The sequence below is a fragment of the Pseudomonas sp. A-RE-19 genome (genome assembly GCF_019956555.1).
In the GTDB taxonomy this organism is placed as follows: Bacteria; Pseudomonadota; Gammaproteobacteria; order Pseudomonadales; family Pseudomonadaceae; genus Aquipseudomonas.
On the sequence record NZ_JAHBDQ010000072.1, the window covers coordinates 114,184 to 138,714 of the forward strand.

A 24,531-nucleotide genomic window follows, 5' to 3' on the forward strand; every position below is an offset into this window, starting at 1 on the left:
TCCTTGGGTATCGGTTATCCCCCGGGCCGCGCTGGATAAGCGGCGGCCAGGGTTTGAAATTAATAGTCGATGGGGTCGCGAATGATCGGGCAGGTCATGCAGTGGCCGCCGCCACGCCCGCGACCGAGTTCGCCGGCACTGATGGTGATGACCTCCACGCCGGCCTTGCGCAGCAAGGTGTTGGTGTAGGTGTTGCGGTCGTAACCGATCACCACGCCCGGCTCCACGGCCACCACGTTGTTGCCGTCGTCCCATTGCTCGCGCTCGGCGGCGAAGCTGTTGCCGCCGGTTTCCACCACACGCAACGCTTTCAGGTTGAGGGCTTTGGCCACGGTGTCGAGGAAGTTGGTTTCTTCGCGACGGACGTCGATGCCGCCTGGTTTGCTGTCGTCAGGGCGCAGGCTGAAGGCGACGATCTGTTTCACCACTTCGGGGAAGATCGTGACCAGGTCGCGGTCGCAGAAACTGAACACGGTGTCCAGGTGCATCGCCGCGCGGGATTTCGGCATGCCGGCGACGATCACACGTTCCACCGCTTTGTTCTTGAACAGGTTGACCGCTAATTGACCGATGGCCTGGCGGGACGTGCGTTCGCCCATGCCGATCAACACCACACCGTTACCGATCGGCATCACGTCGCCGCCCTCAAGAGTGGCGCTGCCGTGATCCTGATCCGGGTCGCCGTACCAGACCTCAAAGTCGGCGTTGGTGAACTGCGGGTGGAATTTGTAGATGGCGCTGGCCAACAGGGTTTCCTGACGACGCGCCGGCCAGTACATCGGGTTGAGCGTCACGCCGCCGTAGATCCAGCAGGTGGTGTCGCGGGTGAACTGGGTGTTGGGCAGCGGCGGCAGAATGAAGCTGGAATGGCCGAGGAAGTCGCGGAACATCTGAATGGTCTTGCCGCCGAAGCTGTCCGGCAGGTCATCGGCGGAAACACCGCCAATCAGGAACTCGGCAATCTTGCGTGGCTCCAGGCTACGCAGCCAGGCGCTCACTTCATGGACCAGCCCGAGACCCACCGCGTTGGCGGTGATCTTGCGTTCAAGAATCCAGTCCAGCGCTTCTGGAATCGCGACGATATCGGTCAACAGATTGTGCATCTCCAGCACGTCGACATTGCGCTCACGCATTTTGGTGACGAAATCGAAATGGTCGCGCTTGGCCTGGGCGACCCACAGCACATCGTCGAACAGCAGTTCGTCGCAGTTGTTCGGGGTCAGCCGCTGATGAGCCAGGCCGGGGGAGCAAACCATCACTTTGCGCAGTTTGCCGGCTTCGGAATGGACGCCGAACTTCACTTTTTCCGTGGTCATTACCGTGATCCTCAAGATGAAAACAATCAGGTGCTTACAGGGTCAGGAAACCGTCATACAACCCGTAGGCCGCCACCAGGGCGCCCACGACAACGGCTGCGAAAATCAGCTTCTCGACGTTCGTGAAAACCGGTTTGTCGACTTCAAGCTTGGCCTTGGCGAACAGGATTGCGCCGGGGGCATACAGCAGGGCGGAAAGCAGCAGGTATTTGACGCCACCGGCGTACAGCAACCAGATCGCGTAGATCAACGCGATGCCACCGATGATCAAATCTTTCCTGCGTTCGGCCAGGGCGTTTTCGTAGCTCTCGCCGCGTACCGCCAGCAGTACGGCATAGGCTGCCGACCACAGGTACGGCACCAGAATCATTGAGGTGGCGAGGTAGATCAGCGACAGGTAAGTGCTGGCCGAAAACAGCGTGATGATCAGAAACAGCTGCACCATCGCGTTGGTCAGCCACAGCGCGTTGGCCGGTACAAGATTGGCGTTTTCCCGGCGCAAAAAGGCCGGCATGGTGTGGTCCTTGGCGGCGGCGAACATGATCTCCGCACACAGCAGCACCCACGACAGCAGCGCACCCAGCAGCGAGATGATCAGACCGACGCTGATCAGCACCGCGCCCCAGTGACCGACCACGTGTTCCAGCACTGCGGCCATGGACGGGTTCTGCAGTTTCGCCAATTGCGGTTGGGTCATGATCCCCAGGGACAGCACGTTCACCAGCACCAGGAACAGCAGCACGGTGATGAAACCGATGACGGTGGCTTTACCGACGTCGCTGCGTTTTTCCGCGCGGGCCGAGAAAATACTCGCGCCTTCGATGCCGATGAACACCCAGACGGTGACCAGCATCATGTTACGCACCTGGTTCATCACACTGCCCAGATCCGGGTTTTTCAGGCCCCAAATGTCGGCGGTGAAGATGTCCAGTTTGAACGCGAAGAAGGCAATCAATACAAACAGCAGCAGCGGCACGACCTTGGCGACAGTGGTCACCAGGTTAATGAACGCCGCTTCCTTGATCCCCCGCAAAACGAGAAAGTGCACACCCCAGAGCAGCACCGAGGCGCCGATCACCGCGGCAGCCGTGTTGCCTTCGCCAAAGATCGGAAAGAAGTAACCGAGGGTGCTGAACAGCAGAACGAAGTAACCCACGTTGCCCAGCCAGGCACTGATCCAGTAACCCCAGGCGGACGAGAAACCCATGTAGTCGCCGAAACCGGCTTTGGCGTAGGCGTAGACACCGCCATCCAGATCAGGCTTGCGATTGGCCAGAGTCTGGAATACGAAGGCGAGGGTCAACATGCCCACCGCGGTAATGGCCCAACCGATCAGCACGGCACCGACGTCTGCACTGGCGGCCATGTTCTGCGGCAAAGAGAATATTCCGCCACCAATCATTGAACCGACCACTAACGCAACAAGCGCGCCGAGTTTCAGCTTTACGGGGGATTCAGACATTGCATGACTCCATTGCAGGAGAAGAGAGGCAACAGAATAATTGTGTTAGCTATTCAATCAGCTGACATAGATCAGTTTGTGGGCACATGCCATTGTTAATGAAAGACTTATGAATCTTTTTCGGACATAACGTTATTGCTGGAAAAGCCCGGTTCAGAGGGGGTAGCCAGATGAGGCGGATGTAATCGGTATGGAGGGCTTTGAAATTAGTTCGTTTCTGCGGTTTCGCAAATTTTTGATAGCTGATTTCAACTACGGATTTGATTGATCAAGCCCGGTGCACAAAAAACTTCATAGGCCAACGCTATAGAATGTTCGGCTATTAAAAGATGTTGATCGGAAACGTTGTTTCACTTCATCTATTTAGTTAACAAAGCAACTACGTGACGATTTCGCGGTGGTGGGCTCGATGATTGGCGGCGACTGTTCGGGCCTCATCGCGAGCAGGCTCGCTCCCACAGGTGACCGGGGTCTCTTGGACGAACGCGATCAAATGTGGGAGCGAGCCTGCTCGCGAAAGCTATCTGATGGTCACCACCATTGCGCACGATGGGAGCCCAATTCTCCGGCCGGCAGCGCCCACTGCAGCGGTGTCCCGGTGATCTTCAGCGGCACCTGCAACCGATGGGCCGGTCCCCACGATGTTTGTTCAACCAACATCCCTTGATCGTTGTCATCCTCTGCCCGCAATGGTTCATTGGTTTCGGGGCCCTGTTCGATCAGTAACTTCGCCGTCCTTGCCAGCGACAAGCGCGCTGTTCCACCGCCCCCGTTACTCAATCGCTCAGCCAATAGCTTGATCGCACTGGCCGCCATCAAATACCCGGTAGCGTGGTCAAGGGCCTGGACCGGCAAGGGTGTCGGCTTATCCACCTTCTTCCACTGCATGCCTGCCTCGGCAATTCCGCTGCTCATCTGCACCAGGCTGTCGAAGCCGCGGCGGTTCTGCCAGGGGCCGCTCCAACCGTAGGCGTTGAGGCAAACGTCGATCAGACCGGGGGCCAGTTTTTCACGCACGGCGACGCCGTAACCCAACCTTTCCAAGGCATCGGCGCGGTAACCATGGAGCAGGATGTCGGCGTCCTTGAGCAGGTTTTCGAACACCGCGCGATCAGTCTTGCCGTGCAGATCCAGGCGCGCACAGCGTTTGCCCAGCGTGACTTCCGGCACCACGCCCGGTTCGTTCCAGGTCGGTGGATCGATGCGCAGCACGTCGGCACCGAGCCCTGCGAGGAAGCGGCTGGCGATCGGGCCGGCGAGTACCCGCGTCAGGTCCAGCACTCTTATCCCGGCCAGCGGTTGCGCCACCGAACCCTGCCATGGTTTGACGGCTTGGCTGCCGCCAGCGCTGAACTGAATCAGCGCCTCGGCGTTCACGGCTCGACCTTGGGGGTGGGCCTGCCATTGCTTCCAGCTTCGCATCTCGGCGGCACAACCCCCGGCCGCGACCACCGCCTGTTCCAGATCGCTTTTCGCCCATTGAGCCACCTTGCTCGCCATCGCTGCGCGGTCGGCACAGACGCCAAGCACTGATTCAGCAGCGGCGCGGTGGTGGGGGGCGTTGGTGTGCAGGCGAATCCAGCCATCCTTGGTCGCATAGTCGCCAGCGACCGGATCCCACAACGGCGGGACGCTCCAGCCAATAGGGCGGATCGAGGTGGCAAACCAGAACGACGCGAGGCGGCGGTCGACTTCAAGGCTGGGCAAACGACCGCTCTGCCGATTCAGCAGTTCGCTGACCGCCTGACCGGCGGCGGCAATGCTGGCGCAGGCCAGATCAGTCACGGCAAACGCTGAGGGCAGGGCGCCACTCGACGTAAAAGGAATCGGTGTGTGAGGCAAGCTGAGTGCAGCTTGAATGGACGTGAGTAAATCAGTCATCGAAGGCCCTCCGGAACGAGAGCCCGAGCATAGTTCAAAATAGATGACAGGCCGGATGAAACCTGTGGGAGCGAGCCTGCTCGCGATAGCGGTCTTTCAGTCGATATCCATAGTGAATGTCAGTCCGTCATCGCGAGCAGGCTCGCTCCCACAAGGGAGTTGTGTCAGGAGGGTATCGAGCGTGATTCCGGGCGCTTCATCCACGCCCCAGCAGATAGGTCGCGTAATCCGGGATGCGATGTTCGTGAGCCTGATCCATCAACGGGCTGCTGAGCAGGTAATCGGCGCTGCATTCGTTGCAGGCCACCGGGATGTTCCACACCGCCGCGACCCGCAGCAGCGCTTTGATGTCCGGGTCATGGGGCTGCGGTTCGAACGGGTCCCAGAAGAACACCAGCATGTCGACCCGTTGCTCGGCGATTTGCGCACCGAGTTGCTGATCGCCGCCCAGCGGACCGCTGATCATGCTTTCCACCGGCAGGCCGAGGCGTTGTTGCAACAACAACCCTGTCGTGCCCGTGGCGACCAATTCATGTTGCGCGAGTTTGTCTTTCTGTCGTTCGGCCCAGTCCAGCAAAAATACTTTGCAGTGGTCATGGGCAACCAGGGCGATACGCTTGCGCGCTGCCAGGGTCTTTTGCGTAAAGCTGATACCGATCATCGCTTGTTTCTCCAGACGAGAATGCGCCTGGGACGACGCATTTTTCGGCGTTTCACATACCCGTAGGAGCTGCCGAAGGCTGCGATCTTTTGATCCTGGCGGTTGTGAGACCGGCAAAAATCAAGATCAAAAGATCGCAGCCTTCGGCAGCTCCTACAGGGAGCCGCGTCGATACAGCTGTTTACTCGGCGTTGCAGAGCGCCAGGCAGTTATCGAGCATGCGGTTGGAGAAGCCCCACTCGTTGTCGTACCAGGCCAGCACTTTGAGCAGCTTGCCGCTGGACTTGGTGTGGTTGGCGTCGAAGATCGACGACAGCGGGTTATGGTTGAAGTCGCTGGAAACCAGCGGCAGGGTGTTGTAGCCGAGAATCTTCGAGTGCTGGCTGGCCTCTTTGAGCAGCGCGTTGACTTCATCGGCCGATGCTTCACGCTTGAGCTGCACGGTCAGGTCCACCAGCGACACGTTGATCACCGGAACACGCACCGCCATGCCGGTCAGTTTGCCGGCCAGTTCCGGCAGCACCAGGCCCACCGCTTCAGCGGCGCCGGTCTTGCTCGGGATCATGTTCTGGGTGGCGGAACGGGCGCGGTACGGGTCGGTGTGGTAGACGTCGGTCAGGTTCTGGTCGTTGGTGTAGGCATGGATGGTGGTCATCAGACCGCTTTCGATGCCCAGCTCGCGATGCAGCACCTGGGCCACCGGGGCCAGGCAGTTGGTGGTGCACGAGGCGTTGGAAATGATCTGGTGCGATTGGCGCAGAATGTCGTGGTTAACCCCATAAACCACGGTGGCGTCGGCGCCTTTGGCCGGGGCCGAGATAATCACTTTGCGCGCGCCGGCCGTAATATGTGCGGCGGCTTTGGCACGGTCGGTGAACAGACCGGTGCATTCGAACACGACGTCGACCTTCTCCGCGGCCCAGGGCAGTTCGGCCGGGTTGCGAATGGCGCTGACCGAAATACGGTCGCCGTTGACGGTCAGGCTTTCCTGATCGTGCTGGACATCGGCATCGAATGTGCCGTGAACGGTGTCGTACTTGAGCAGATGAGCATTCATAGAGCTGTCGCCCAGGTCGTTGATCGCTACGATCTGCAGATCCTGACGATAACCTTGGGTATACAGTGCGCGTAGGACATTACGGCCGATACGGCCAAAACCATTGATTGCGATTCGAAGAGTCATTTACAGCGCCGCCGTCGATTTGTTGTTGGAATTACAAGATTATTCGCAAAAAAATAGAAAACAAGCCTTTTTAGTGGCAATATTTTGTTTTATCTACAACGAGTGACCTGAATCAACTGGTCCGAATGATCAAGAAAACCGTCTGTCATCCCGATTACAGCGGTGCTCGATCAGCATAGACAATCAGGTCGCCACATCCGTTAGCCTGGAGTTCTACACATGCATCCCCGCGTCCTTGAGGTCACCGAACGGCTTATCGCCCGCAGCCGCACCACGCGTGAGGCTTACCTTGCATTGATCCGCGGCGCCGCCAGCGACGGCCCGATGCGCGGCAAGCTGCAATGCGCCAACTTCGCCCATGGCGTGGCCGGGTGTGGCAGCGACGACAAACACAGCCTGCGGATGATGAACTCCGCCAACATCGCAATTGTTTCGTCATATAACGACATGCTCTCGGCGCATCAGCCGTACGAAGTCTTTCCTGAACAGATCAAAAAAGCGTTGCGCGAAATCGGCTCCGTCGGCCAGTTCGCCGGTGGCACCCCCGCGATGTGCGATGGCGTGACCCAAGGCGAACCGGGCATGGAACTGAGCCTGCCAAGCCGCGAAGTGATCGCGTTGTCCACTGCGGTAGCGCTTTCCCACAACATGTTCGACGGCGCGCTGATGCTCGGCATCTGCGACAAGATCGTGCCGGGCCTGATGATGGGCGCGTTGCGTTTCGGTCATCTGCCGACGATCTTCGTGCCGGGCGGGCCGATGGTTTCGGGCATCTCCAACAAGCAGAAAGCCGATGTGCGTCAGCGCTACGCCGAAGGCAAGGCGACGCGCGAAGAGCTGCTGGAATCGGAGATGAAGTCCTACCACAGCCCTGGCACCTGCACCTTCTACGGCACCGCCAACACCAACCAGTTGCTGATGGAAGTCATGGGCCTGCACTTGCCGGGCGCTTCTTTCGTCAACCCGAACACCCCGTTGCGCGATGCCCTGACCCGTGAAGCGGCGCACCAGGTCACCCGCCTGACCAAGCAGAATGGCGACTTCATGCCGATCGGCGAAATCGTCGATGAGCGTTCGCTGGTCAACTCCATCGTGGCGCTGCACGCCACCGGCGGTTCGACCAACCACACCTTGCACATGCCGGCGATTGCCATGGCGGCGGGTATTCAATTGACGTGGCAGGACATGGCCGACCTCTCCGAGGTGGTGCCAACCCTGAGCCACGTGTACCCGAACGGCAAAGCCGACATCAACCACTTCCAGGCGGCGGGCGGCATGTCGTTCCTGATCCGCGAACTGCTGGAAGCCGGCCTGCTACACGAAAACGTCAACACCGTGCTCGGCCACGGCCTGAGCCGCTACACCCAAGAGCCGTTCCTCGATAACGGCGAGCTGGTCTGGCGCGAAGGCCCGATCGAAAGCCTCGACGAAAACATCCTGCGTCCGGTCGCTCGCGCGTTCTCGGCAGAGGGCGGCTTGCGCGTGATGGAAGGCAACCTCGGCCGTGGCGTGATGAAGGTTTCGGCGGTCGCGCTGGAAAACCAGGTCGTCGAAGCACCGGCGATGGTGTTCCAGGATCAACAGGACCTGGCTGATGCGTTCAAGGCCGGTCTGCTGGAGAAGGATTTTGTTGCGGTGATGCGCTTCCAGGGCCCGCGCTCCAATGGCATGCCGGAGCTACACAAGATGACGCCGTTCCTCGGCGTGCTGCAGGATCGCGGTTTCAAAGTCGCGTTGGTGACTGACGGACGCATGTCCGGCGCCTCGGGGAAAATCCCGGCGGCGATCCACGTCAGCCCCGAAGCTTATGTGGGCGGCGCTTTGGCGCGAGTGCAAGAGGGCGATATCATCCGCGTCGATGGCGTCAAAGGCACCCTGGAGCTTAAGGTGGACGCCGAAGAATTCGCAGCGCGCGAACCTGCCAAGGGCCTGTTGGGCAACAACATTGGCAGCGGTCGCGAACTGTTTGGTTTCATGCGCATGGCCTTCAGCTCCGCAGAGCAAGGCGCCAGCGCCTTTACTTCTGCCCTGGAGACGCTTAATTGAAACTGGCTCTGGTCGGTGACATCGGTGGTACCAACGCACGTTTCGCGTTGTGGAAAAACCAGCAGCTGGAATCGGTCCAGGTGCTGGCGACGGCAGACCACGCCAGCCCGGAGGAGGCGATTGCGCTCTACCTGAGCGGGCTCGGTCTGGCGCCGGGTTCGATCGGTTCGGTGTGCCTGTCGGTGGCGGGCCCTGTGAGCGGCGATGAATTCAAGTTCACCAACAATCACTGGCGACTCAGTCGCAAGGGCTTCTGCCAGGCCTTGCAGGTGGATCAACTGCTGTTGATCAACGATTTCTCGGCGATGGCCCTGGGCATGACCCGCTTGCAGCCGGGCGAGTTTCGGGTGGTCTGCGAAGGCACACCCGAGCCGTTGCGGCCGGCGGTGGTGATCGGCCCGGGCACTGGCCTGGGCGTGGGCACCTTGCTCGATCTGGGCGAGGGCCGTTTTGCCCCGCTGCCGGGGGAGGGCGGTCACGTCGATCTGCCGCTGAGCAGCCCGCGAGAAACCCAACTGTGGCAGCACATCTTCAATGAGATCGGCCATGTCAGTGCTGAAACGGCGTTGAGCGGCAGTGGTTTGCCGCGAGTCTACCGGGCGATCTGCGCGGTGGACGGGCACACGCCTGTGCTCGATACGCCTGAGGCGATCACGGCGGCCGGGCTCGCGGGCGATCCGATTGCCGTGGAAGTGCTCGAGCAGTTCTGTTGCTGGCTCGGGCGCGTGGCCGGCAACAATGTGCTGACCACGGGTGCGCGCGGCGGCGTGTACATCGTTGGCGGGGTGATTCCACGGTTTGCCGATTTCTTCATCGAAAGCGGTTTCGCCCGCTGCTTCGCCGACAAGGGCTGCATGAGTGACTACTTCAAAGGCATTCCGGTGTGGCTGGTGACAGCCCCATATTCCGGGTTGGTGGGCGCGGGGGTGGCGCTGGATCAGGCTTAGACCGAGTCGACTTCATCGCGGGCAAGCCCGCTCCCTCAGGATCACCTGAATCCTTGTGGGAGCGGGCTTGCCCGCGATGGCGCCCGAACAGGCAACAAATTTCCAAGGTTCATCAGGCATAATCCTCCCTAACACAAACAACAAGGACGCCTTCCCGTGAGCTCAGTCAACAAGTCGATTTTGTTGGTCGATGACGATCAAGAGATACGCGAGTTGCTGGACACCTACCTGACCCGCGCCGGTTTCCAGGTCCGCACCACGCCCGATGGTGCAGGGTTTCGTCAGGCCATGAACGAGGCGCCGAGCGATCTGGTGATCCTCGACGTGATGCTGCCGGACGAAGACGGTTTCAGCCTCTGCCGCTGGATCCGCCAGCACCCGCGCCAGGCTCAAGTGCCGATCATCATGCTCACCGCCAGTTCCGACGAGGCCGACCGCGTCATCGGCCTGGAACTGGGCGCCGACGACTACCTCGGCAAACCCTTCAGTCCCCGTGAATTGCAGGCGCGCATCAAGGCCTTGTTGCGTCGTGCGCAGTTCGGTCATGAGCGTTCCGGCAGCGAAGTGCTGGCCTTCGATGATTGGCGGCTGGACATGGTCAGTCATCGGCTGTTCCACACCGATGGCGAGGAAGTGATTCTCTCCGGTGCCGATTTCGCGCTGCTGAAACTGTTCCTCGATCACCCTCAGGAAATCCTCGACCGCGACACCATCGGCAACGCCACCCGTGGCCGTGACCTGATGCCGCTCGATCGCATCGTCGACATGGCGGTCAGCCGTTTGCGTCAGCGCCTGCGCGACACTGAAAAACCGCCGCGGCTGATCCGTACCGTGCGTGGCAGTGGCTACCAACTGGCAGCCAATGTGGTTGCCGGCAATGGTCTCTGATTTTCTGCGCAAGTTCGCTGGGCGCGTGCCGGTGCCGCGCTCGCTGCTCGGGCGCATGTTGCTGCTGACCCTGTTGGCGGTGCTGTTCGCCCAGACGCTGTCGAGCGTGATCTGGGTCTCGCAACTGCGTGCCACACAGCTCGAAGGCCTGGTCACCAGTGCCCGCAGCCTGGCCCATTCGATGACGGCCAGCGTCAGCTATTTCCGCTCGTTGCCGGTGGCGTTTCGACCGCTTGTGCTCGATCAATTGCGCAGCATGGGCGGCACCCGGTTTGTGGTGACCCTCAACGACAGACCCTTGGGCATGGAAGTGCTGCCGATCACCCCGCGCAAAGAAGCGGTGCTCAAAGCGGTGGACGAAGTACTGCGCCAGTCGCTGGGCCAGGACGCTGACATCTCGGTGACGTTCGTCAGCCCCGAAGACCTGCGGATTTTCAACGGCGGCTTGAAGCTCGATGAGTTGCCGCGTTCCTGGGCGCATTACGCGTTGACCCTGGAACCGGTGAACCCGCCAGTGCTGGTCACGCAAATTCAAATGGCGCCGGGCGAATGGCTGTACATCGCCTCCCTGTTGCCCGAGCCCTACACCAGTCTTGAAGAACAAGGCCTGCCGGCGCAGCAGGTCTGGTTCATCGTGCTCACCAGCGGTTTCCTGCTGCTGTTCATCGGCCTGCTGGTGCACTGGCAGAGCCGACCGCTCAAGCGATTGGCGCGGGCGGCGCGGGACATGTCTCTGGGTGCCGAAGTCGAACCGGTGGCCGAGGGCGGTGGCAGTGAAGTGGTGGAGGTGGGCCGCGCCTTCAACGCCATGCGCGAGCGCATCAGCCGTTACCTGACCGAACGCAGTCAGTTGTTCAGCGCGATTTCCCATGACTTGCGCACGCCGATCACCCGGCTGCGCCTGCGGGTCGAATTGCTTGAAGACGAAAAGCTGCAAGCCAAGTTCGGTCGCGATCTGGATGAGTTGGAGCTGCTGGTCAAGGGCGCGCTGCAATGCGTGAAAGACACCGACATCCACGAAAACATCGAGCCGGTGGACCTCAATCATGTGCTCGACTGCCTGGTGGAACCGTATCTGGCGCCCAACGGTAATGGCCGCGTGACCCAGCAGGGGCGGGCGTTGGCGCCGTATCCCGGCAAGCCGTTGGCGCTCAAGCGGTGCATCGGCAACCTGATCGACAATGCCTTGAAGTATGGGCAGAACGCGCACCTGCACATCGATGACGACGAGAGCGCGTTTGTCCTGCATGTCGACGATGAAGGGCCGGGCGTGCCGGAGCAGCGGCTGGAGCAGGTGTTCGAGCCGCACTTTCGCTTGGCCGGGCAGCAACAGGGTTATGGCTTGGGGCTGGGGATCGCGCGCAATATTGCCCACAGCCATGGCGGCGAAGTCAGCCTGCAAAACCTGCGTGAAGGCGGGTTGCGGGTGACACTGCAGTTGCCGCGTAGTGTTGATTAGCGGCACCGCGTTATCGTTCATCGCGAGCAGGCTCGCTCCCACAGGGATTCTGAGTCGTACACAAATCCGCTGTGGGAGCGAGCCTGCTCGCGATGGCGTCAGAAGACCCAACACATCCCTCAAGGAAAATGTCACAACTCGGTGACATAACTCGCCCCCTTCGTTACCTGCCCGCCATCGCCCGTTGTTTAGACTGCTCCCAGTCATAACAACAAAAAAGGTATTCCCATGGACACCTTCCAACCCGCCTTCAGCAGTTGGCTGAACGCGCCTGCCCATCAGCAATGGCTCGCCGCCGAAGGCCTGCGCCTGCTGGCGTTTGCCAAGGCTTCAAAGGTTGCCGAAGGCTTCGGCAACCTTGATGAAAAGGGTCGCCTGCCGGCCAACGCGCAAGCCGAAACCATGAACACCGCGCGCATGACCCACAGCTTCGCCATGGCCCACATCCAGGGCCTGCCGGGTTTCGCCGAGCTGGTGGATCACGGCATCCAGGCCCTCAGTGGGCCGCTACGTGACGCCGAACACGGTGGCTGGTTCGCCACGCCCGAACACTGCGACGGCAATACCGGCAAAGCCGCTTATCTGCATGCCTTCGTGGCGTTGGCCGCGAGTTCTGCGGTGGTCGCTCAGTGCCCCGGTGCACAAGCCTTGCTCGACGATGCGATCCATATTATCGACACGCATTTCTGGTGCGAGGAGGAGGGCGCCATGCGCGAATCCTTCAACCGCGACTTCAGTTGCGAGGAAGCCTATCGCGGCGCCAACAGCAACATGCACGCCACCGAAGCCTTCCTCGCCCTGGCCGATGTCACCGAAGACAACCGCTGGCTGATTCGCGCCCAGCGCATCGTCGAGCGCGTCATTCACGATCACGCCGCGGCCAACGATTACCTGGTGGTCGAGCATTTCGACCGCGACTGGCAGCCGCTACGCGACTACAACCACGACAACCCGGCTGACGGGTTCCGCCCTTATGGCACTACGCCGGGCCATGGTTTCGAATGGGCGCGGCTGTTGCTGCATCTCGAAGCAGCGCGGGTGCAGGCCGGCATGCTCACGCCGGGCTGGCTCGCGACGGATGCGCAAAAACTGTTCGACCACAATTGCCGTCACGGCTGGGACGTCGACGGTGCACCGGGCATTGTCTACACCCTCGACTGGGATAATCGCGCGGTGGTTCGCCATCGCTTGCACTGGACCCATGCCGAAGCCAGCGCCGCCGCCAGTGCGCTGCTCAAGCGCACCGGTGATGAGCAATACGAGCGCTGGTACCGACTGTTCTGGGAATTTTGTGACAGTCATTTCATTGACCGCTGCGATGGCAGCTGGCATCACGAGCTCGATCCGCTGAACCGTCCGAGCGCCGACATCTGGGCCGGCAAACCCGACCTTTATCACGCCTGGCAAGCCGTATTGATCCCGCGCCTGCCGCTGGCGCCGAGCATGGCCAGTGCGCTGGCGCAGTTGTCCCAGAGCGCTGCTGTGTAACCATGTGGTGACATTCGCGCGTCCCTTCGTTACCTGCGAAGGGGCGTCCCCTGTTTAGAATCCTATGCAGCGCAAGCACCAGACTTGCATGCATAACAACAAGAAAGGTACTACTAGATGAATGCGATTTCTCGCCTCGCTACTGTCATTTCTCTCGCTTCACTGCTTCCCGTTGCTGCATTCCCGCTCAGTGCACTTGCCGCCGATGCCAAAGGTTCGGTTGAGGTCGTTCACTGGTGGACGTCTGGTGGTGAAAAAGCAGCAGTCGATGTACTCAAGGCCCAAGTCGAAAAAGACGGCTTCACCTGGAAAGACGGCGCAGTCGCCGGCGGTGGCGGTGCCACGGCCATGACCGTACTCAAAAGCCGCGCCGTAGCCGGTAACCCGCCAGGCGTTGCCCAGATCAAGGGTCCCGACATCCAGGAGTGGGGCAGCACTGGCTTGCTCAGCACCGACACCCTTAAAGACGTTTCCAAGTCCGAAGGCTGGGATAACCTGCTGATCAAGAAAGTCTCCGACACCGTGAAATACGAAGGCGATTACGTCGCCGTGCCGGTGAACATTCACCGCGTCAACTGGCTGTGGATCAACCCGGAAGTCTTCAAGAAAGCCGGGATCGAAAAAGCGCCGACCACCCTCGAAGAATTCTATGCCGCTGGCGACAAGCTCAAAGCCGCCGGCTTCATCGCGCTCGCTCACGGCGGCCAGCCTTGGCAGGACAGCACCGTGTTTGAAGACGTGGTGCTCTCGGTCATGGGCGCCGACGGTTACAAGAAAGCGCTGGTCGACCTGGACCAGAAAACCCTCTCGGGGCCGCAGATGGCCAAGGCCTTCACCGAGCTGAAAAAAGTCACTGGCTACATGGACCCGAACCGCGCCGGTCGTGACTGGAACATCGCCGCCGCCGACGTCATCAATGGCAAGGCCGGCATGCAGATGATGGGCGACTGGGCCAAGAGCGAATGGACTGCCGCCAAGAAAGTCGCCGGCAAGGACTATCAGTGCGTGCCGTTCCCGGGCACCGAAAAGGCCTTTACCTACAACATCGACTCGCTGGCCGTGTTCAAGCTCAAGGCTGATCGCAAAGGCGACATCGCCGCCCAACAAGATCTGGCCAAGGTTGCTTTGGGCAAAGACTTCCAGAAAGTCTTCAGCATCAACAAAGGCTCGATCCCGGTGCGTACCGACATGCTTAACGACATGAGCGCACTGGGCTTCGATTCCTGTGCCCAATCGGCGGCCAAGGATTTCCTGGCGGACGAGAAGACTGGCGGCCTGCAACCGAGCATGGCGCACAACATGGCCACTTCCCTGGCCGTGCAGGGCGCAATTTTCGATGTGGTCACCAACTTCATGAACGACAAGGATGCTGACCCGGCCAAGGCCAGCGCGCAACTGGCATCGGCTGTCAAAGCCGCCCAGTAACTCCTGACACGTATCCGAGAGCGTTCCCCTTGTAGGAGCGAGGCTTGCCCGCGAAAGCAGTCTGACATTCAACACATTTGTCACTCGTTACACCGCCTTCGCGGGCAAGCCTCGCTCCTACAAAGGATCGCTCTGTGATTCTCACTTTTTTACCTGGATTATCCCGATGAGCTCTGTGGCGGTTTTCAGCAAAGCCTCACCGTTCGACGCACTGCAGCGCTGGCTCCCCAAGCTGGTTTTGGCGCCAAGCATGCTGATCGTCCTGGTTGGTTTTTACGGTTACATCATCTGGACATTCGTACTGTCCTTCACCAATTCCAGCTTCATGCCGAGCTACAAGTGGGTCGGCCTGCAGCAATACATTCGCTTGCTGGACAACGATCGCTGGTGGGTCGCGAGCAAAAACCTCGCGGTGTTCGGCGGCATGTTCATCGGCATCAGCCTGGTGCTGGGCGTGTTCCTCGCGGTGCTGCTGGATCAGCGCATTCGCAAGGAAGGCTTCATTCGCACCGTTTACCTGTACCCGATGGCGCTCTCGATGATCGTCACCGGTACCGCGTGGAAATGGCTGCTCAACCCAGGGCTGGGTCTGGACAAGATGCTGCGAGACTGGGGCTGGGAAGGTTTCCGTCTCGACTGGCTGGTGGATCAGGATCGCGTGGTGTATTGCCTGGTGATCGCCGCCGTGTGGCAAGCCTCCGGATTTGTGATGGCGATGTTTCTGGCCGGCCTGCGTGGTGTCGATCAATCGATCATCCGTGCGGCGCAAGTCGACGGCGCGAGCCTGCCGACCATCTACCTGAAGATCGTGTTGCCGAGCCTGCGCCCGGTGTTCTTCAGCGCCTTCATGATCCTCGCGCACATCGCGATCAAGAGCTTCGACCTGGTGGCGGCGATGACCGCGGGTGGTCCGGGCTATTCATCCGACCTGCCGGCGATGTTCATGTATTCCTTCACTTTCAGCCGTGGCCAGATGGGCATTGGTTCGGCGAGCGCCATGATGATGCTCGGCGCGATCCTGGCGATTCTGGTGCCGTACCTGTACTCCGAATTGCGAGGCAAACGCCATGAGTAATCAACTTGGCAAATCGGGCATCAGCTTCAGCCGCATCGCGATTTACGCAACCTTGTTGCTGGCTGCAGCGGTCTATTTGATCCCGCTGGTGGTGATGCTGCTGACCAGTTTCAAATCCCCGGAAGACATCCGCACCGGCAACCTGCTGAGCTGGCCGCAAGTGATTGATGGCATCGGCTGGATCAAGGCCTGGGATGTCGTAGGCGGTTACTTCTGGAACTCGGTGAAAATCACCGTGCCAGCGGTTTTGATTTCTACGTTTATTGGTGCGATGAATGGCTACGTGTTGTCGATGTGGCGCTTCCGCGGCTCGCAGTTGTTCTTCGGTCTGTTGTTGTTCGGCTGCTTCCTGCCGTTCCAGACCGTGCTGCTGCCAGCCTCGTTCACTGTCGGCAAACTCGGCCTGGCCAACACCACCACCGGTCTGGTGCTGGTGCACATCGTCTACGGCCTGGCGTTCACCACACTGTTCTTCCGCAACTACTACGTGAGCATTCCGGATGCGCTGGTCAAGGCGGCGCGGCTGGATGGCGCGGGCTTCTTCACGATTTTCTGGAAGATCCTGCTGCCGATGTCGATCCCGATCGTGATGGTCTGCCTGATCTGGCAGTTCACGCAAATCTGGAATGACTTCCTGTTCGGCGTGGTCTTCGCCAGTGGCGATGCCCAGCCGATTACCGTGGCCCTGAACAACCTGGTCAACACCAGCACCGGGGCCAAGGAATACAACGTTGATATGGCCGCCGCGATGATCGCCGGGCTGCCGACACTGCTGGTCTACATATTCGCTGGCAAGTATTTCCTGCGTGGGCTGACGTCCGGCGCGGTCAAGGGGTAGAACATGGCAACTCTCGAATTACGCAACGTCAATAAAACCTACGGCGCCGGTTTGCCGGACACCCTGAAAAACATCGAACTGAAGATCGATGACGGTGAGTTCCTGATCCTGGTCGGCCCGTCGGGCTGCGGCAAATCCACGTTGATGAACTGCATCGCGGGTCTGGAAAACATCAGCGGCGGGGCGATCCTGGTGGACGACGCCGACATCAGCGGCATGAGCCCGAAAGATCGTGACATCGCCATGGTGTTCCAGTCCTACGCGCTGTACCCGACCATGAGCGTGCGCGACAACATCGCGTTCGGCCTGAAAATTCGCAAAATGCCCACCGCCGAAATCGACGAAGAAGTCGCTCGCGTGGCCAAGCTGCTGCAAATCGAACACCTGCTCAGCCGCAAACCCGGCCAACTCTCCGGTGGTCAGCAACAGCGCGTGGCGATGGGCCGGGCGCTGGCGCGGCGGCCGAAGATCTACCTGTTCGATGAACCGCTGTCCAACCTCGACGCCAAGCTGCGGGTCGAGATGCGCACCGAAATGAAACTGATGCACCAGCGCCTGAAAACCACCACGGTCTACGTGACTCACGACCAGATCGAAGCCATGACCCTGGGCGACAAAGTGGCGGTGATGAAGGACGGGATCATTCAGCAGTTCGGCACGCCGAAAGACATCTACAACAACCCGGCCAACCTGTTCGTGGCGAGCTTCATCGGTTCGCCGCCGATGAACTTCATCCCCCTGCGTCTGCAACGCAAGGACGGTCGTCTGGTGGCACTGCTCGACAGTGGTCAGGCGCGCTGCGAATTGCCGCTGGGCATGCAGGACGCCGGGCTCGAAGACCGCGAAGTGATCCTCGGCATGCGCCCGGAGCAGATCGTGCTGGCGAACGGCGAGCCGAACGGTTTGCCGACCATTCGCGCCGAAGTGCAGGTCACCGAACCGACCGGTCCCGACACTCTGGTATTCGTCAACCTCAACGACACCAAAGTCTGCTGCCGCTTGGCACCGGACGTTGCGCCGGCCGTGGGCGAAACCCTGACCCTGCAATTCGATCCATCGAAAGTGCTGCTGTTCGATGCCAAGACCGGTGAGCGTCTGGGGGTAGCGGGCCAGCCAAAGACCGAGGCCCACAGCGCCAACGTGGCGCAGTTCAAAGGCCGCTGAAGATCAAAAAATGTGGGAGCGAGCCTGCTCGCGATGACGGACTGACATTCAACATCGATGTCGACCGATACACCGCTATCGCGAGCAGGCTCGCTCCCACAGGGGGAATCCGTGGCGTCCGGACTGTCGTGCGTCGCAATCGATGTAAACCGCGTTAGATAAAAACAGTTAATAACAATAAAGACGAGGATGTAGGGAATGAAGAAGAACAACAACGCTCAGCTTATCTGCCAATTGTCAGCCGTTGCGGCAATGATGCTGGCGGGTAGCGTGCACGCGGCTGACGCGTTCAGCGCCGACTCGCAGTGGATGACCGGTGATTGGGGCGGCGAGCGGACCAAGCTGATCGAGCAAGGTATCGACATCAAGGCCGACTACGTCGGTGAAGTGGGCGGCAACCTGCATGGCGGCTACAACGATGACAAGACGGCGCGTTACGCCGACCAGTTTGGCCTGGGCGTGGCGCTGGACCTGCAAAAGCTGTGGGGCTGGGATAACACCCAGGCGAAAATCCAGCTCACCAACCGTAACGGTCAGAACATCTCCAATGACCGTGTCGGCGACCCGCGTGCCGGCACGTTGAGCTCCTCCCAGGAAGTCTACGGCCGTGGCCATATGGTCCGTCTGACCCAACTGTGGATCAAGCACCAGTTCCTCGACGGTAAACTGGACGTCAAGGCCGGTTACTTCGGCGAAGGCGAAGACTTCAACACCTTCCCTTGCGAGTTCCAGAACCTGGCGTTCTGCGGTTCCCAGGCGGGTAACTGGGCGACCGGTATCTGGTACAACTGGCCGGTCATGCAGGCGGCGGTTCGCGTGAAGTACAACATCACGCCTGAGTTCTATGCGCAAATCGGCGCGTACAACCAGAACCCATCGCAACTGGAGCACGGTAACGGCTTCAAGCTCAGCGGCAGTGGTACCAAGGGCACCGTCTTGCCGGTTGAATTGGTCTGGTCACCGAAGGTCAACAACCTGCCGGGCGAATACCGTGTCGGTTACTACAAGAGCACTGCCGACGCCGATGACGTCCGTAAAGACGACAACGGCAACGATGCAGCGACCACAGGCAATGCCTATCGCAGCCATGACAGCAAGCATGGCTACTGGTTTGTGGCGCAGCAACAACTCACCACCCACAACGGCGATGCTTCACGCGGTCTGAACATCGCGGCCAACGCCACCTTCCACGACAAGGACACCAACTTCGTCGACAACTACCAGTCGCTGATGTTTGTGTACAAGGGGCCGTTCGATGCACGTCCTAAAGATGACGTCGGTATCGGTTTCGCCCGTATCCATGTCAACGATGACGTGAAGAAAAACGCCGAATTGGTCAACGCCTCCAATGGCGTCAGCGACTACGAAGATCCGCTGTTCTCGCCGCTGCGTACTACCGAGTACAACTACGAGATCAACTACGGCTTCCACGTTACCAACTGGTTGACCGTGCGTCCTAACCTGCAATACGTCACTCACCCGGGCGGTGTGGATGAAGTCGACAATGCTCTGGTGGCCGGTCTGAAAATTCAGTCGGTGTTCTAACGCTGTTGCGATAAGCTCCTCTCTATGTGCGCATTTTTGCGGACGGCCAAGGCTGTCCGCTTTTTTTTGGGGGGGCAGCACACCCCTGGCAACAGATGATTTTCGGGACCGTGGTACATGCTTGAGCATCCGCTACAACGCTTCTTCAAATCCTTGCGCGAACGTCCGGTGTTTGCGTGGGAGCGCTACCAGATGCGCGACGTGCTGGTGATTGACCATCCGCTGTGTCAGGCGGTGTTCAGTCGTCAGGGCGCGCAGTTGCTGCACTTCCAGCCGAAGGGTCAGAAACCCTGGCTGTGGTGCGCGGCAAAGTGGCCGCATGTCGGTGCGATTCGCGGTGGCGTGCCGGTGTGCTGGCCGTGGTATGGCCGTCATCCCAGCGAAAACGCCTGGCCCTCCCACGGCTGGGCGCGTTTGCTCGACTGGAAACTGCTCGACAGCAGCAGTGACGACGATGGCGTGCACCTGCACTGGCAGTTACAGCTGTGCGACTGGCAAGTGGACTTGCGCGCGCACTTGGGCGAACGCATGGATTTGCACCTGAGCACCGAGCATCAGGACGACATGCCGTGCCAGTTGAGTCAGGCGTTGCACGCCTATTGGCGTATTGGTGATGTGGGTGAGGTAGCGCTGTCTGGGCTCGACGGCGCGCAGGGCTACGACCAGTTGAATCGCCAGGTGTGCCAGCAGGAAGGTGAGTTGCGGGTCGACGGTGGTTGTCAGCGCGTGTTCCAGCATGACGGCGAATTGCAGCTCAAGGACCACGCCTGGCAGCGGCAATTGTGTATCGACACTGGTGACCATGCGGACACGGTGGTCTGGCATCCAGGCTCGCGGCCGTTGCTGGGCGTGAGCTGGAGCGAGGTTTTAGAGTTCGTCTGTGTGGAAGCGGCCAGTGGCGGCACCGACAGCCTGTGCCTGGCACCCGGGGAGCGGGCGCATTTGAGTTTGCAGGCGCGGGTTGGGGTTTAGGAAAGATCAAAAGATCGCAGCCTCGCTTCGCTCGACAGCTCCTACAAGGGATCGGCGTAAATCTGTAGGAGCTGTCGAGCGAAGCGAGGCTGCGATCTTTTAAGGCTTAATTAAACTCATCCCCAATCGGATACCGACTGGCATTGAGGCTTTCCTTGATCTTGCGCAAATGCGGCTGGAAATCCACGCCTCGGCGCAGGGTCATGCCGGTGGCGAGCACATCGAGCACGGTCAGCTGAATGATCCGTGATGTCATCGGCATATAGATGTCGGTGTCTTCCGGCAGTGGAATGTTCAGGCTCAGAGTGCTGGCCTTGGCCAGCGGCGAACCCTCGGCCGTCAGGCCCAGCACCGAAGCGCCGTTTTCCCGGGCAATACGCGCCACTTCCACCAGTTCGCGGGTGCGGCCGGTGTAGGAAATGATCACGAACAACTCGCCGGTGTGCGCCACCGACGCAATCATGCGCTGCATCAGCACGTCGGCATGGGCGGTCACCGCCAGGTTAAAGCGGAAGAACTTGTGCTGCGCATCCAGCGCCACCGGGGCCGAGGCGCCGAGGCCGAAGAAGTGGATTTGCCGGGCCTGGATCAACAGGTCGACGGCGCGGCTGATCAGGTTCGGGTCAAGCGCCTGTAATGCACTGTCCAAAGAAGCGATGGCGCTGCCGAAAATCTTTTTGGTATAGGCCTCCGGATTATCGTCGGCCTCGACCGCACGGCTGACATACGCCGCGCCGCTGGCCAGGCTTTGGGCCAATTGAAGCTTGAGTTCCGGGTAGCCGCTAACGCCAAACGAACGGCAGAAACGGTTGACCGTCGGCTCGCTGACTTTAGAGGCCTGGGCGAGGGCGGCAATGCTGAACCGGGTGGCCTGCTCTGGGTTGAGCAGGATCACTTCGGCGACTTTGCGTTCTGCCTTGTTCAGGTCTTCAAGGCGACTCTGGATCTGTTCCAGTAAATTTCGCACGCGGTCCATATATGTTCCTTAGCTCCGCAAACATGAGAGCAATGCAAAAAGGGCCCCGGCTATGCAAATTGGGACTTTGATCGGGCCCGTAACGGTGGCCTATCCTACTGATGGCTCCGACCGTCCACCACTCGGAATCTGTATTTTGCGAAAATGTTGTGGTTATTACTACATTTTCCCTTGAGTGATGCCTTGAAAAAAGGTATTTGTAGCTTAACTTGATAAAAGAACAAACATCATGCCTTCGATTACGGTTGAACCGTGCACCTTTGCCTTGTTCGGCGCTCTCGGCGATCTGGCCCTGCGCAAACTATTTCCTGCCCTTTATCAACTCGATGGCGCCGGCCTGCTTCATGAGGATACGCGCATTATCGCGCTGGCCCGTGAACCTGGCAGCGAGCAGCAGCATCTGGCATTCATCACCGCCGAGCTGCGCCGCTACGTCGGTGCCAAAGAGCTGGATGAAGCGGTGCTTGAGCGCTTCCTGGCCCGTTTGAGCTACTTGCACGTCGACTTCCTCAAGGCTGACGATTACGTCGCCCTGGCCGAGCAGGCTGGCAGCGCCCAACGGGTGATTGCCTACTTCGCCACGCCGGCGGCGGTTTACGGCGCCATTTGCGAGAACCTGTCGAAGGTCGGCCTGACCGAAAACACCCGCGTAGTGCTGGAAAAACCCATCGGTTCGGACCTGGAATCCTCGCGCAAGGTCAACGACGCCGTGGCGCAGTTCTTCCCCGAGAACCGCACCTACCGCATCGACCACTACCTGGGTAAAGAGACCGTACAAAACCTGATCGCCCTGCGTTTCGCCAACAGCCTGTTCGAAACCCAGTGGAACCAGAATTACATCTCCCACGTGGAAATCACCGTGGCCGAGCAGGTCGGGATCGAAGGTCGTTGGGGTTATTTCGACAAGGCTGGCCAGCTGCGGGACATGATCCAGAATCACCTGCTGCAATTGCTCTGCCTGATCGCCATGGACCCGCCGGCCGACCTGTCCGCGGACAGCATTCGCGATGAGAAAGTCAAAGTCCTCAAGGCGCTGGCGCCGATCAGCCCGGAAGGCCTGACCACGCAAGTGGTGCGCGGCCAGTACATCGCCGGCCACAGCGAAGGCAAATCGGTGCCGGGCTATCTGGAGGAACCTAATTCCAACACCCAGAGCGACACCGAAACCTTCGTCGCCCTGCGTGCCGACATCCGCAACTGGCGCTGGGCCGGCGTGCCGTTCTACCTGCGGACCGGCAAGCGCATGCCGCAGAAGCTGTCGCAGATCGTCATCCACTTCAAGGAACCGTCGCACTACATCTTCGCCCCCGAGCAGCGCTTGCAGATCAGCAACAAGCTGATCATTCGCCTGCAACCGGACGAAGGCATTTCCTTGCGCGTGATGACCAAAGAACAAGGCCTGGACAAGGGCATGCAGCTGCGCAGCGGTCCGTTGCAGCTGAATTTTTCCGACACCTATCGCAGCGCGCGGATTCCTGACGCCTACGAGCGGTTGTTGCTGGAAGTAATGCGCGGCAATCAGAATCTGTTTGTCCGTAAAGATGAAATCGAAGCCGCGTGGAAGTGGTGTGACCAGTTAATCGCCGGGTGGAAAAAGTCCGGTGATGCGCCCAAGCCGTACGCGGCCGGGTCCTGGGGGCCGATGAGCTCCATTGCACTGATCACGCGGGACGGGAGGTCGTGGTATGGCGATATCTGAATTGAAACTGCCTCAGGGCGTCAGCGCCCATGAGTTCAAAAGCCCGGTGCTGCTGGCCGAAGGCCTGGCATTGGCGGTGGCCAAACAACTGAGCGACGCGATTGCCGCACAAGGCGCCGCGACGCTGGTGGTGTCCGGTGGGCGCAGCCCGGTGGCGTTTTTCCAGCACCTGGCCAAGCAGGCGCTGGACTGGTCGAAAGTAGTGGTCAGCCTGGCTGACGAGCGCTGGGTACCGGTGGAACATGCCGACAGCAATGCCGGTCTGCTCAAGCGTTACCTGTTGCAAGGCCCGGCGGCCAAGGCCCAGTTCCTGAGCCTCTACAGTGCCACCGCCAATCTGGAACAGGCCGCCGAGCAGGCTGATCGCTTGCTCGCCGAGTTGCCGTCGATTGACGTGCTGGTACTGGGTATGGGCGACGACGGTCACACCGCTTCGCTGTTCCCCAACAGCCCGAACCTGGCCGATGCCTTGAAAGTTGACGGCAGCCGTCGCTGCTGGCCGATGCTGGCGCCAACCGTGCCCCGTCAGCGCCTGACCATGAGTCGCGCGCTGCTGGCCTCGGCGAAGCACACCGTTCTATCGATTTCCGGTCAGTCCAAGCTGACCACCCTGAATGCCGCACTGGCCGGTGATGATGTCGCCGTCATGCCGATTCGGGCGTTTCTGCAACCTACGTTAGAGATTTACTGGTGCCCATGAACCAAGGATCAGCCGCTATGACAAACACATCCCCGACCGTTTCCATGGCGGACAAAGTTGCCCTGATCGACAGCCTTTGCGCCAAGGCGCGGATCCTGCCGGTGATCACCATCGCGCGTGAACAGGACGTCCTGCCGTTGGCCGACGCCCTGGCGGCCGGTGGCCTGACGGCGCTGGAAGTGACCCTGCGTTCGCAGTTCGGTCTCAAGGCGATCCAGATCCTGCGCGAGAAGCGTCCAGAGCTGGTGACCGGTGCCGGCACCGTGCTTGATCGCAGCATGCTGGCCGCTGCCGAAGCGGCCGGTTCGCAATTCATCGTCACGCCGGGCATCACCCGTGACCTGCTCGAAGCCAGTGTCGACAGCCCGATCCCGCTGTTGCCGGGCATCAGCAACGCCTCCGGCATCATGGAAGGCTATAGCTTGGGTTATCGCCGCTTCAAGCTGTTCCCGGCGGAAGTCAGCGGCGGCGTCGCGGCCATCAAAGCCTTGGGCGGCCCGTTCGGCGAAGTTAAATTCTGCCCGACCGGCGGCGTCAGCCCAGCCAACATCAAGAGCTACATGGCGTTGAAAAACGTGATGTGCGTGGGCGGTAGCTGGATGCTTGACCCCGAGTGGATCAAGAACGGCGACTGGGCCCGCATCCAGGAGTGCACCGCCGAGGCATTGGCCCTGCTGGACTGATTAACCGGATTTACCAAACACTTCGTTGTGTGTTCTACGGCTTTACGGTGCGCTTGGTCGGCGCGCCGTTTTTTTTTGCCAAAAAAAACTGTGGGAGCGGGCTTGCTCGCGAAGGGGCCGTCA

The 24,531-nt window shown here is 60.1% G+C and carries 20 protein-coding genes; 14 read left to right on the plus strand and 6 right to left on the minus strand.

Features of this window, described 5'->3' with window-relative positions:
* Window positions 1-59: 59 nt before the first annotated feature.
* The 5 genes from arcA to gap all read right to left on the minus strand — a co-directional run bounded on the left by arcA (window position 60) and on the right by gap (window position 6,503).
* Window positions 60-1,316, minus strand: a complete 1,257-nt coding sequence (gene arcA / locus KGB14_RS27960; protein ID WP_223490820.1) for an arginine deiminase — start codon at window positions 1,314-1,316, stop codon at window positions 60-62.
* A 34-nt stretch (window positions 1,317-1,350) separates the two neighbouring features.
* The gene (arcD, locus tag KGB14_RS27965) at window positions 1,351-2,778 is read right to left on the minus strand and encodes an arginine-ornithine antiporter (RefSeq protein ID WP_223490822.1); all 1,428 of its coding nucleotides are present in this window, start codon (window positions 2,776-2,778) and stop codon (window positions 1,351-1,353) included.
* Between the two features lie 531 nt (window positions 2,779-3,309).
* Window positions 3,310-4,659 carry a CoA transferase gene (locus KGB14_RS27970; protein WP_223490824.1) on the minus strand — a complete coding sequence of 450 codons (1,350 nt, stop codon included), beginning with the start codon at window positions 4,657-4,659 and terminating at the stop codon, window positions 3,310-3,312.
* Window positions 4,660-4,855: 196 nt separating this feature from the next.
* Complete coding sequence (locus KGB14_RS27975; protein WP_223490826.1) at window positions 4,856-5,320, minus strand: methylglyoxal synthase; 465 nt, start codon at window positions 5,318-5,320, stop codon at window positions 4,856-4,858.
* Between the two features lie 181 nt (window positions 5,321-5,501).
* Window positions 5,502-6,503, minus strand: coding sequence for a type I glyceraldehyde-3-phosphate dehydrogenase (gene gap / locus KGB14_RS27980; RefSeq protein ID WP_223490836.1), 1,002 nt, complete (start codon window positions 6,501-6,503; stop codon window positions 5,502-5,504).
* 219 nt (window positions 6,504-6,722) lie between these two features.
* On the opposite strand from gap, the gene edd reads away from it, so the two are divergent.
* The 11 genes from edd to KGB14_RS28035 all read left to right on the plus strand — a co-directional run bounded on the left by edd (window position 6,723) and on the right by KGB14_RS28035 (window position 20,350).
* Window positions 6,723-8,549: a phosphogluconate dehydratase gene (gene edd, locus KGB14_RS27985; protein WP_223490838.1), complete on the plus strand. Its 1,827-nt coding sequence runs from the start codon at window positions 6,723-6,725 to the stop codon at window positions 8,547-8,549.
* Window positions 8,546-9,496, plus strand: a complete 951-nt coding sequence (locus tag KGB14_RS27990) for a glucokinase (RefSeq protein ID WP_223490840.1) — start codon at window positions 8,546-8,548, stop codon at window positions 9,494-9,496. Before edd ends, KGB14_RS27990 begins: the two co-directional genes overlap by 4 nt.
* 156 nt (window positions 9,497-9,652) lie before the next feature.
* Complete coding sequence (locus KGB14_RS27995) at window positions 9,653-10,384, plus strand: response regulator (protein WP_223490842.1); 732 nt, start codon at window positions 9,653-9,655, stop codon at window positions 10,382-10,384.
* Window positions 10,385-10,415: 31 nt separating this feature from the next.
* Window positions 10,416-11,843, plus strand: coding sequence for an ATP-binding protein (locus tag KGB14_RS28000; protein ID WP_411740812.1), 1,428 nt, complete (start codon window positions 10,416-10,418; stop codon window positions 11,841-11,843).
* A gap of 228 nt (window positions 11,844-12,071) precedes the next feature.
* A complete protein-coding gene (locus KGB14_RS28005) occupies window positions 12,072-13,331 on the plus strand; it encodes an AGE family epimerase/isomerase (protein WP_223490847.1) in 1,260 nt (419 codons plus the stop codon).
* A gap of 117 nt (window positions 13,332-13,448) precedes the next feature.
* The gene (locus tag KGB14_RS28010) at window positions 13,449-14,756 is read left to right on the plus strand and encodes an ABC transporter substrate-binding protein (protein WP_223490849.1); all 1,308 of its coding nucleotides are present in this window, start codon (window positions 13,449-13,451) and stop codon (window positions 14,754-14,756) included.
* A 166-nt stretch (window positions 14,757-14,922) separates the two neighbouring features.
* Window positions 14,923-15,831, plus strand: a complete 909-nt coding sequence (locus KGB14_RS28015; RefSeq protein ID WP_223490851.1) for a carbohydrate ABC transporter permease — start codon at window positions 14,923-14,925, stop codon at window positions 15,829-15,831.
* Window positions 15,824-16,669, plus strand: a complete 846-nt coding sequence (locus tag KGB14_RS28020) for a carbohydrate ABC transporter permease (RefSeq protein WP_223490853.1) — start codon at window positions 15,824-15,826, stop codon at window positions 16,667-16,669. Before KGB14_RS28015 ends, KGB14_RS28020 begins: the two co-directional genes overlap by 8 nt.
* Before the next feature lie 3 nt (window positions 16,670-16,672).
* On the plus strand, window positions 16,673-17,833 hold the full coding sequence (locus KGB14_RS28025) for an ABC transporter ATP-binding protein (RefSeq protein WP_223490855.1): 1,161 nt from the start codon (window positions 16,673-16,675) through the stop codon (window positions 17,831-17,833).
* Between the two features lie 198 nt (window positions 17,834-18,031).
* Window positions 18,032-19,378, plus strand: coding sequence for a carbohydrate porin (locus tag KGB14_RS28030; RefSeq protein ID WP_223490857.1), 1,347 nt, complete (start codon window positions 18,032-18,034; stop codon window positions 19,376-19,378).
* 117 nt (window positions 19,379-19,495) lie between these two features.
* Complete coding sequence (locus KGB14_RS28035; RefSeq protein WP_223490859.1) at window positions 19,496-20,350, plus strand: D-hexose-6-phosphate mutarotase; 855 nt, start codon at window positions 19,496-19,498, stop codon at window positions 20,348-20,350.
* Between the two features lie 106 nt (window positions 20,351-20,456).
* Here KGB14_RS28035 and KGB14_RS28040 read toward each other — a convergent pair whose 3' ends face one another.
* Window positions 20,457-21,317, minus strand: a complete 861-nt coding sequence (locus KGB14_RS28040) for a MurR/RpiR family transcriptional regulator (protein WP_223491072.1) — start codon at window positions 21,315-21,317, stop codon at window positions 20,457-20,459.
* Window positions 21,318-21,555: 238 nt separating this feature from the next.
* Here KGB14_RS28040 and zwf point away from each other — a divergent pair, with 238 nt between their 5' ends.
* The 3 genes from zwf to KGB14_RS28055 are packed head-to-tail and all read left to right on the plus strand — an operon-like array spanning window position 21,556 to window position 24,408.
* A complete protein-coding gene (gene zwf, locus KGB14_RS28045; RefSeq protein ID WP_223490860.1) occupies window positions 21,556-23,025 on the plus strand; it encodes a glucose-6-phosphate dehydrogenase in 1,470 nt (489 codons plus the stop codon).
* Window positions 23,012-23,725 carry a 6-phosphogluconolactonase gene (gene pgl / locus KGB14_RS28050; protein ID WP_223490862.1) on the plus strand — a complete coding sequence of 238 codons (714 nt, stop codon included), beginning with the start codon at window positions 23,012-23,014 and terminating at the stop codon, window positions 23,723-23,725. Before zwf ends, pgl begins: the two co-directional genes overlap by 14 nt.
* A gap of 17 nt (window positions 23,726-23,742) precedes the next feature.
* On the plus strand, window positions 23,743-24,408 hold the full coding sequence (locus KGB14_RS28055; RefSeq protein ID WP_223490864.1) for a bifunctional 4-hydroxy-2-oxoglutarate aldolase/2-dehydro-3-deoxy-phosphogluconate aldolase: 666 nt from the start codon (window positions 23,743-23,745) through the stop codon (window positions 24,406-24,408).
* The last annotated feature ends 123 nt before the right edge of the window (window positions 24,409-24,531 follow it).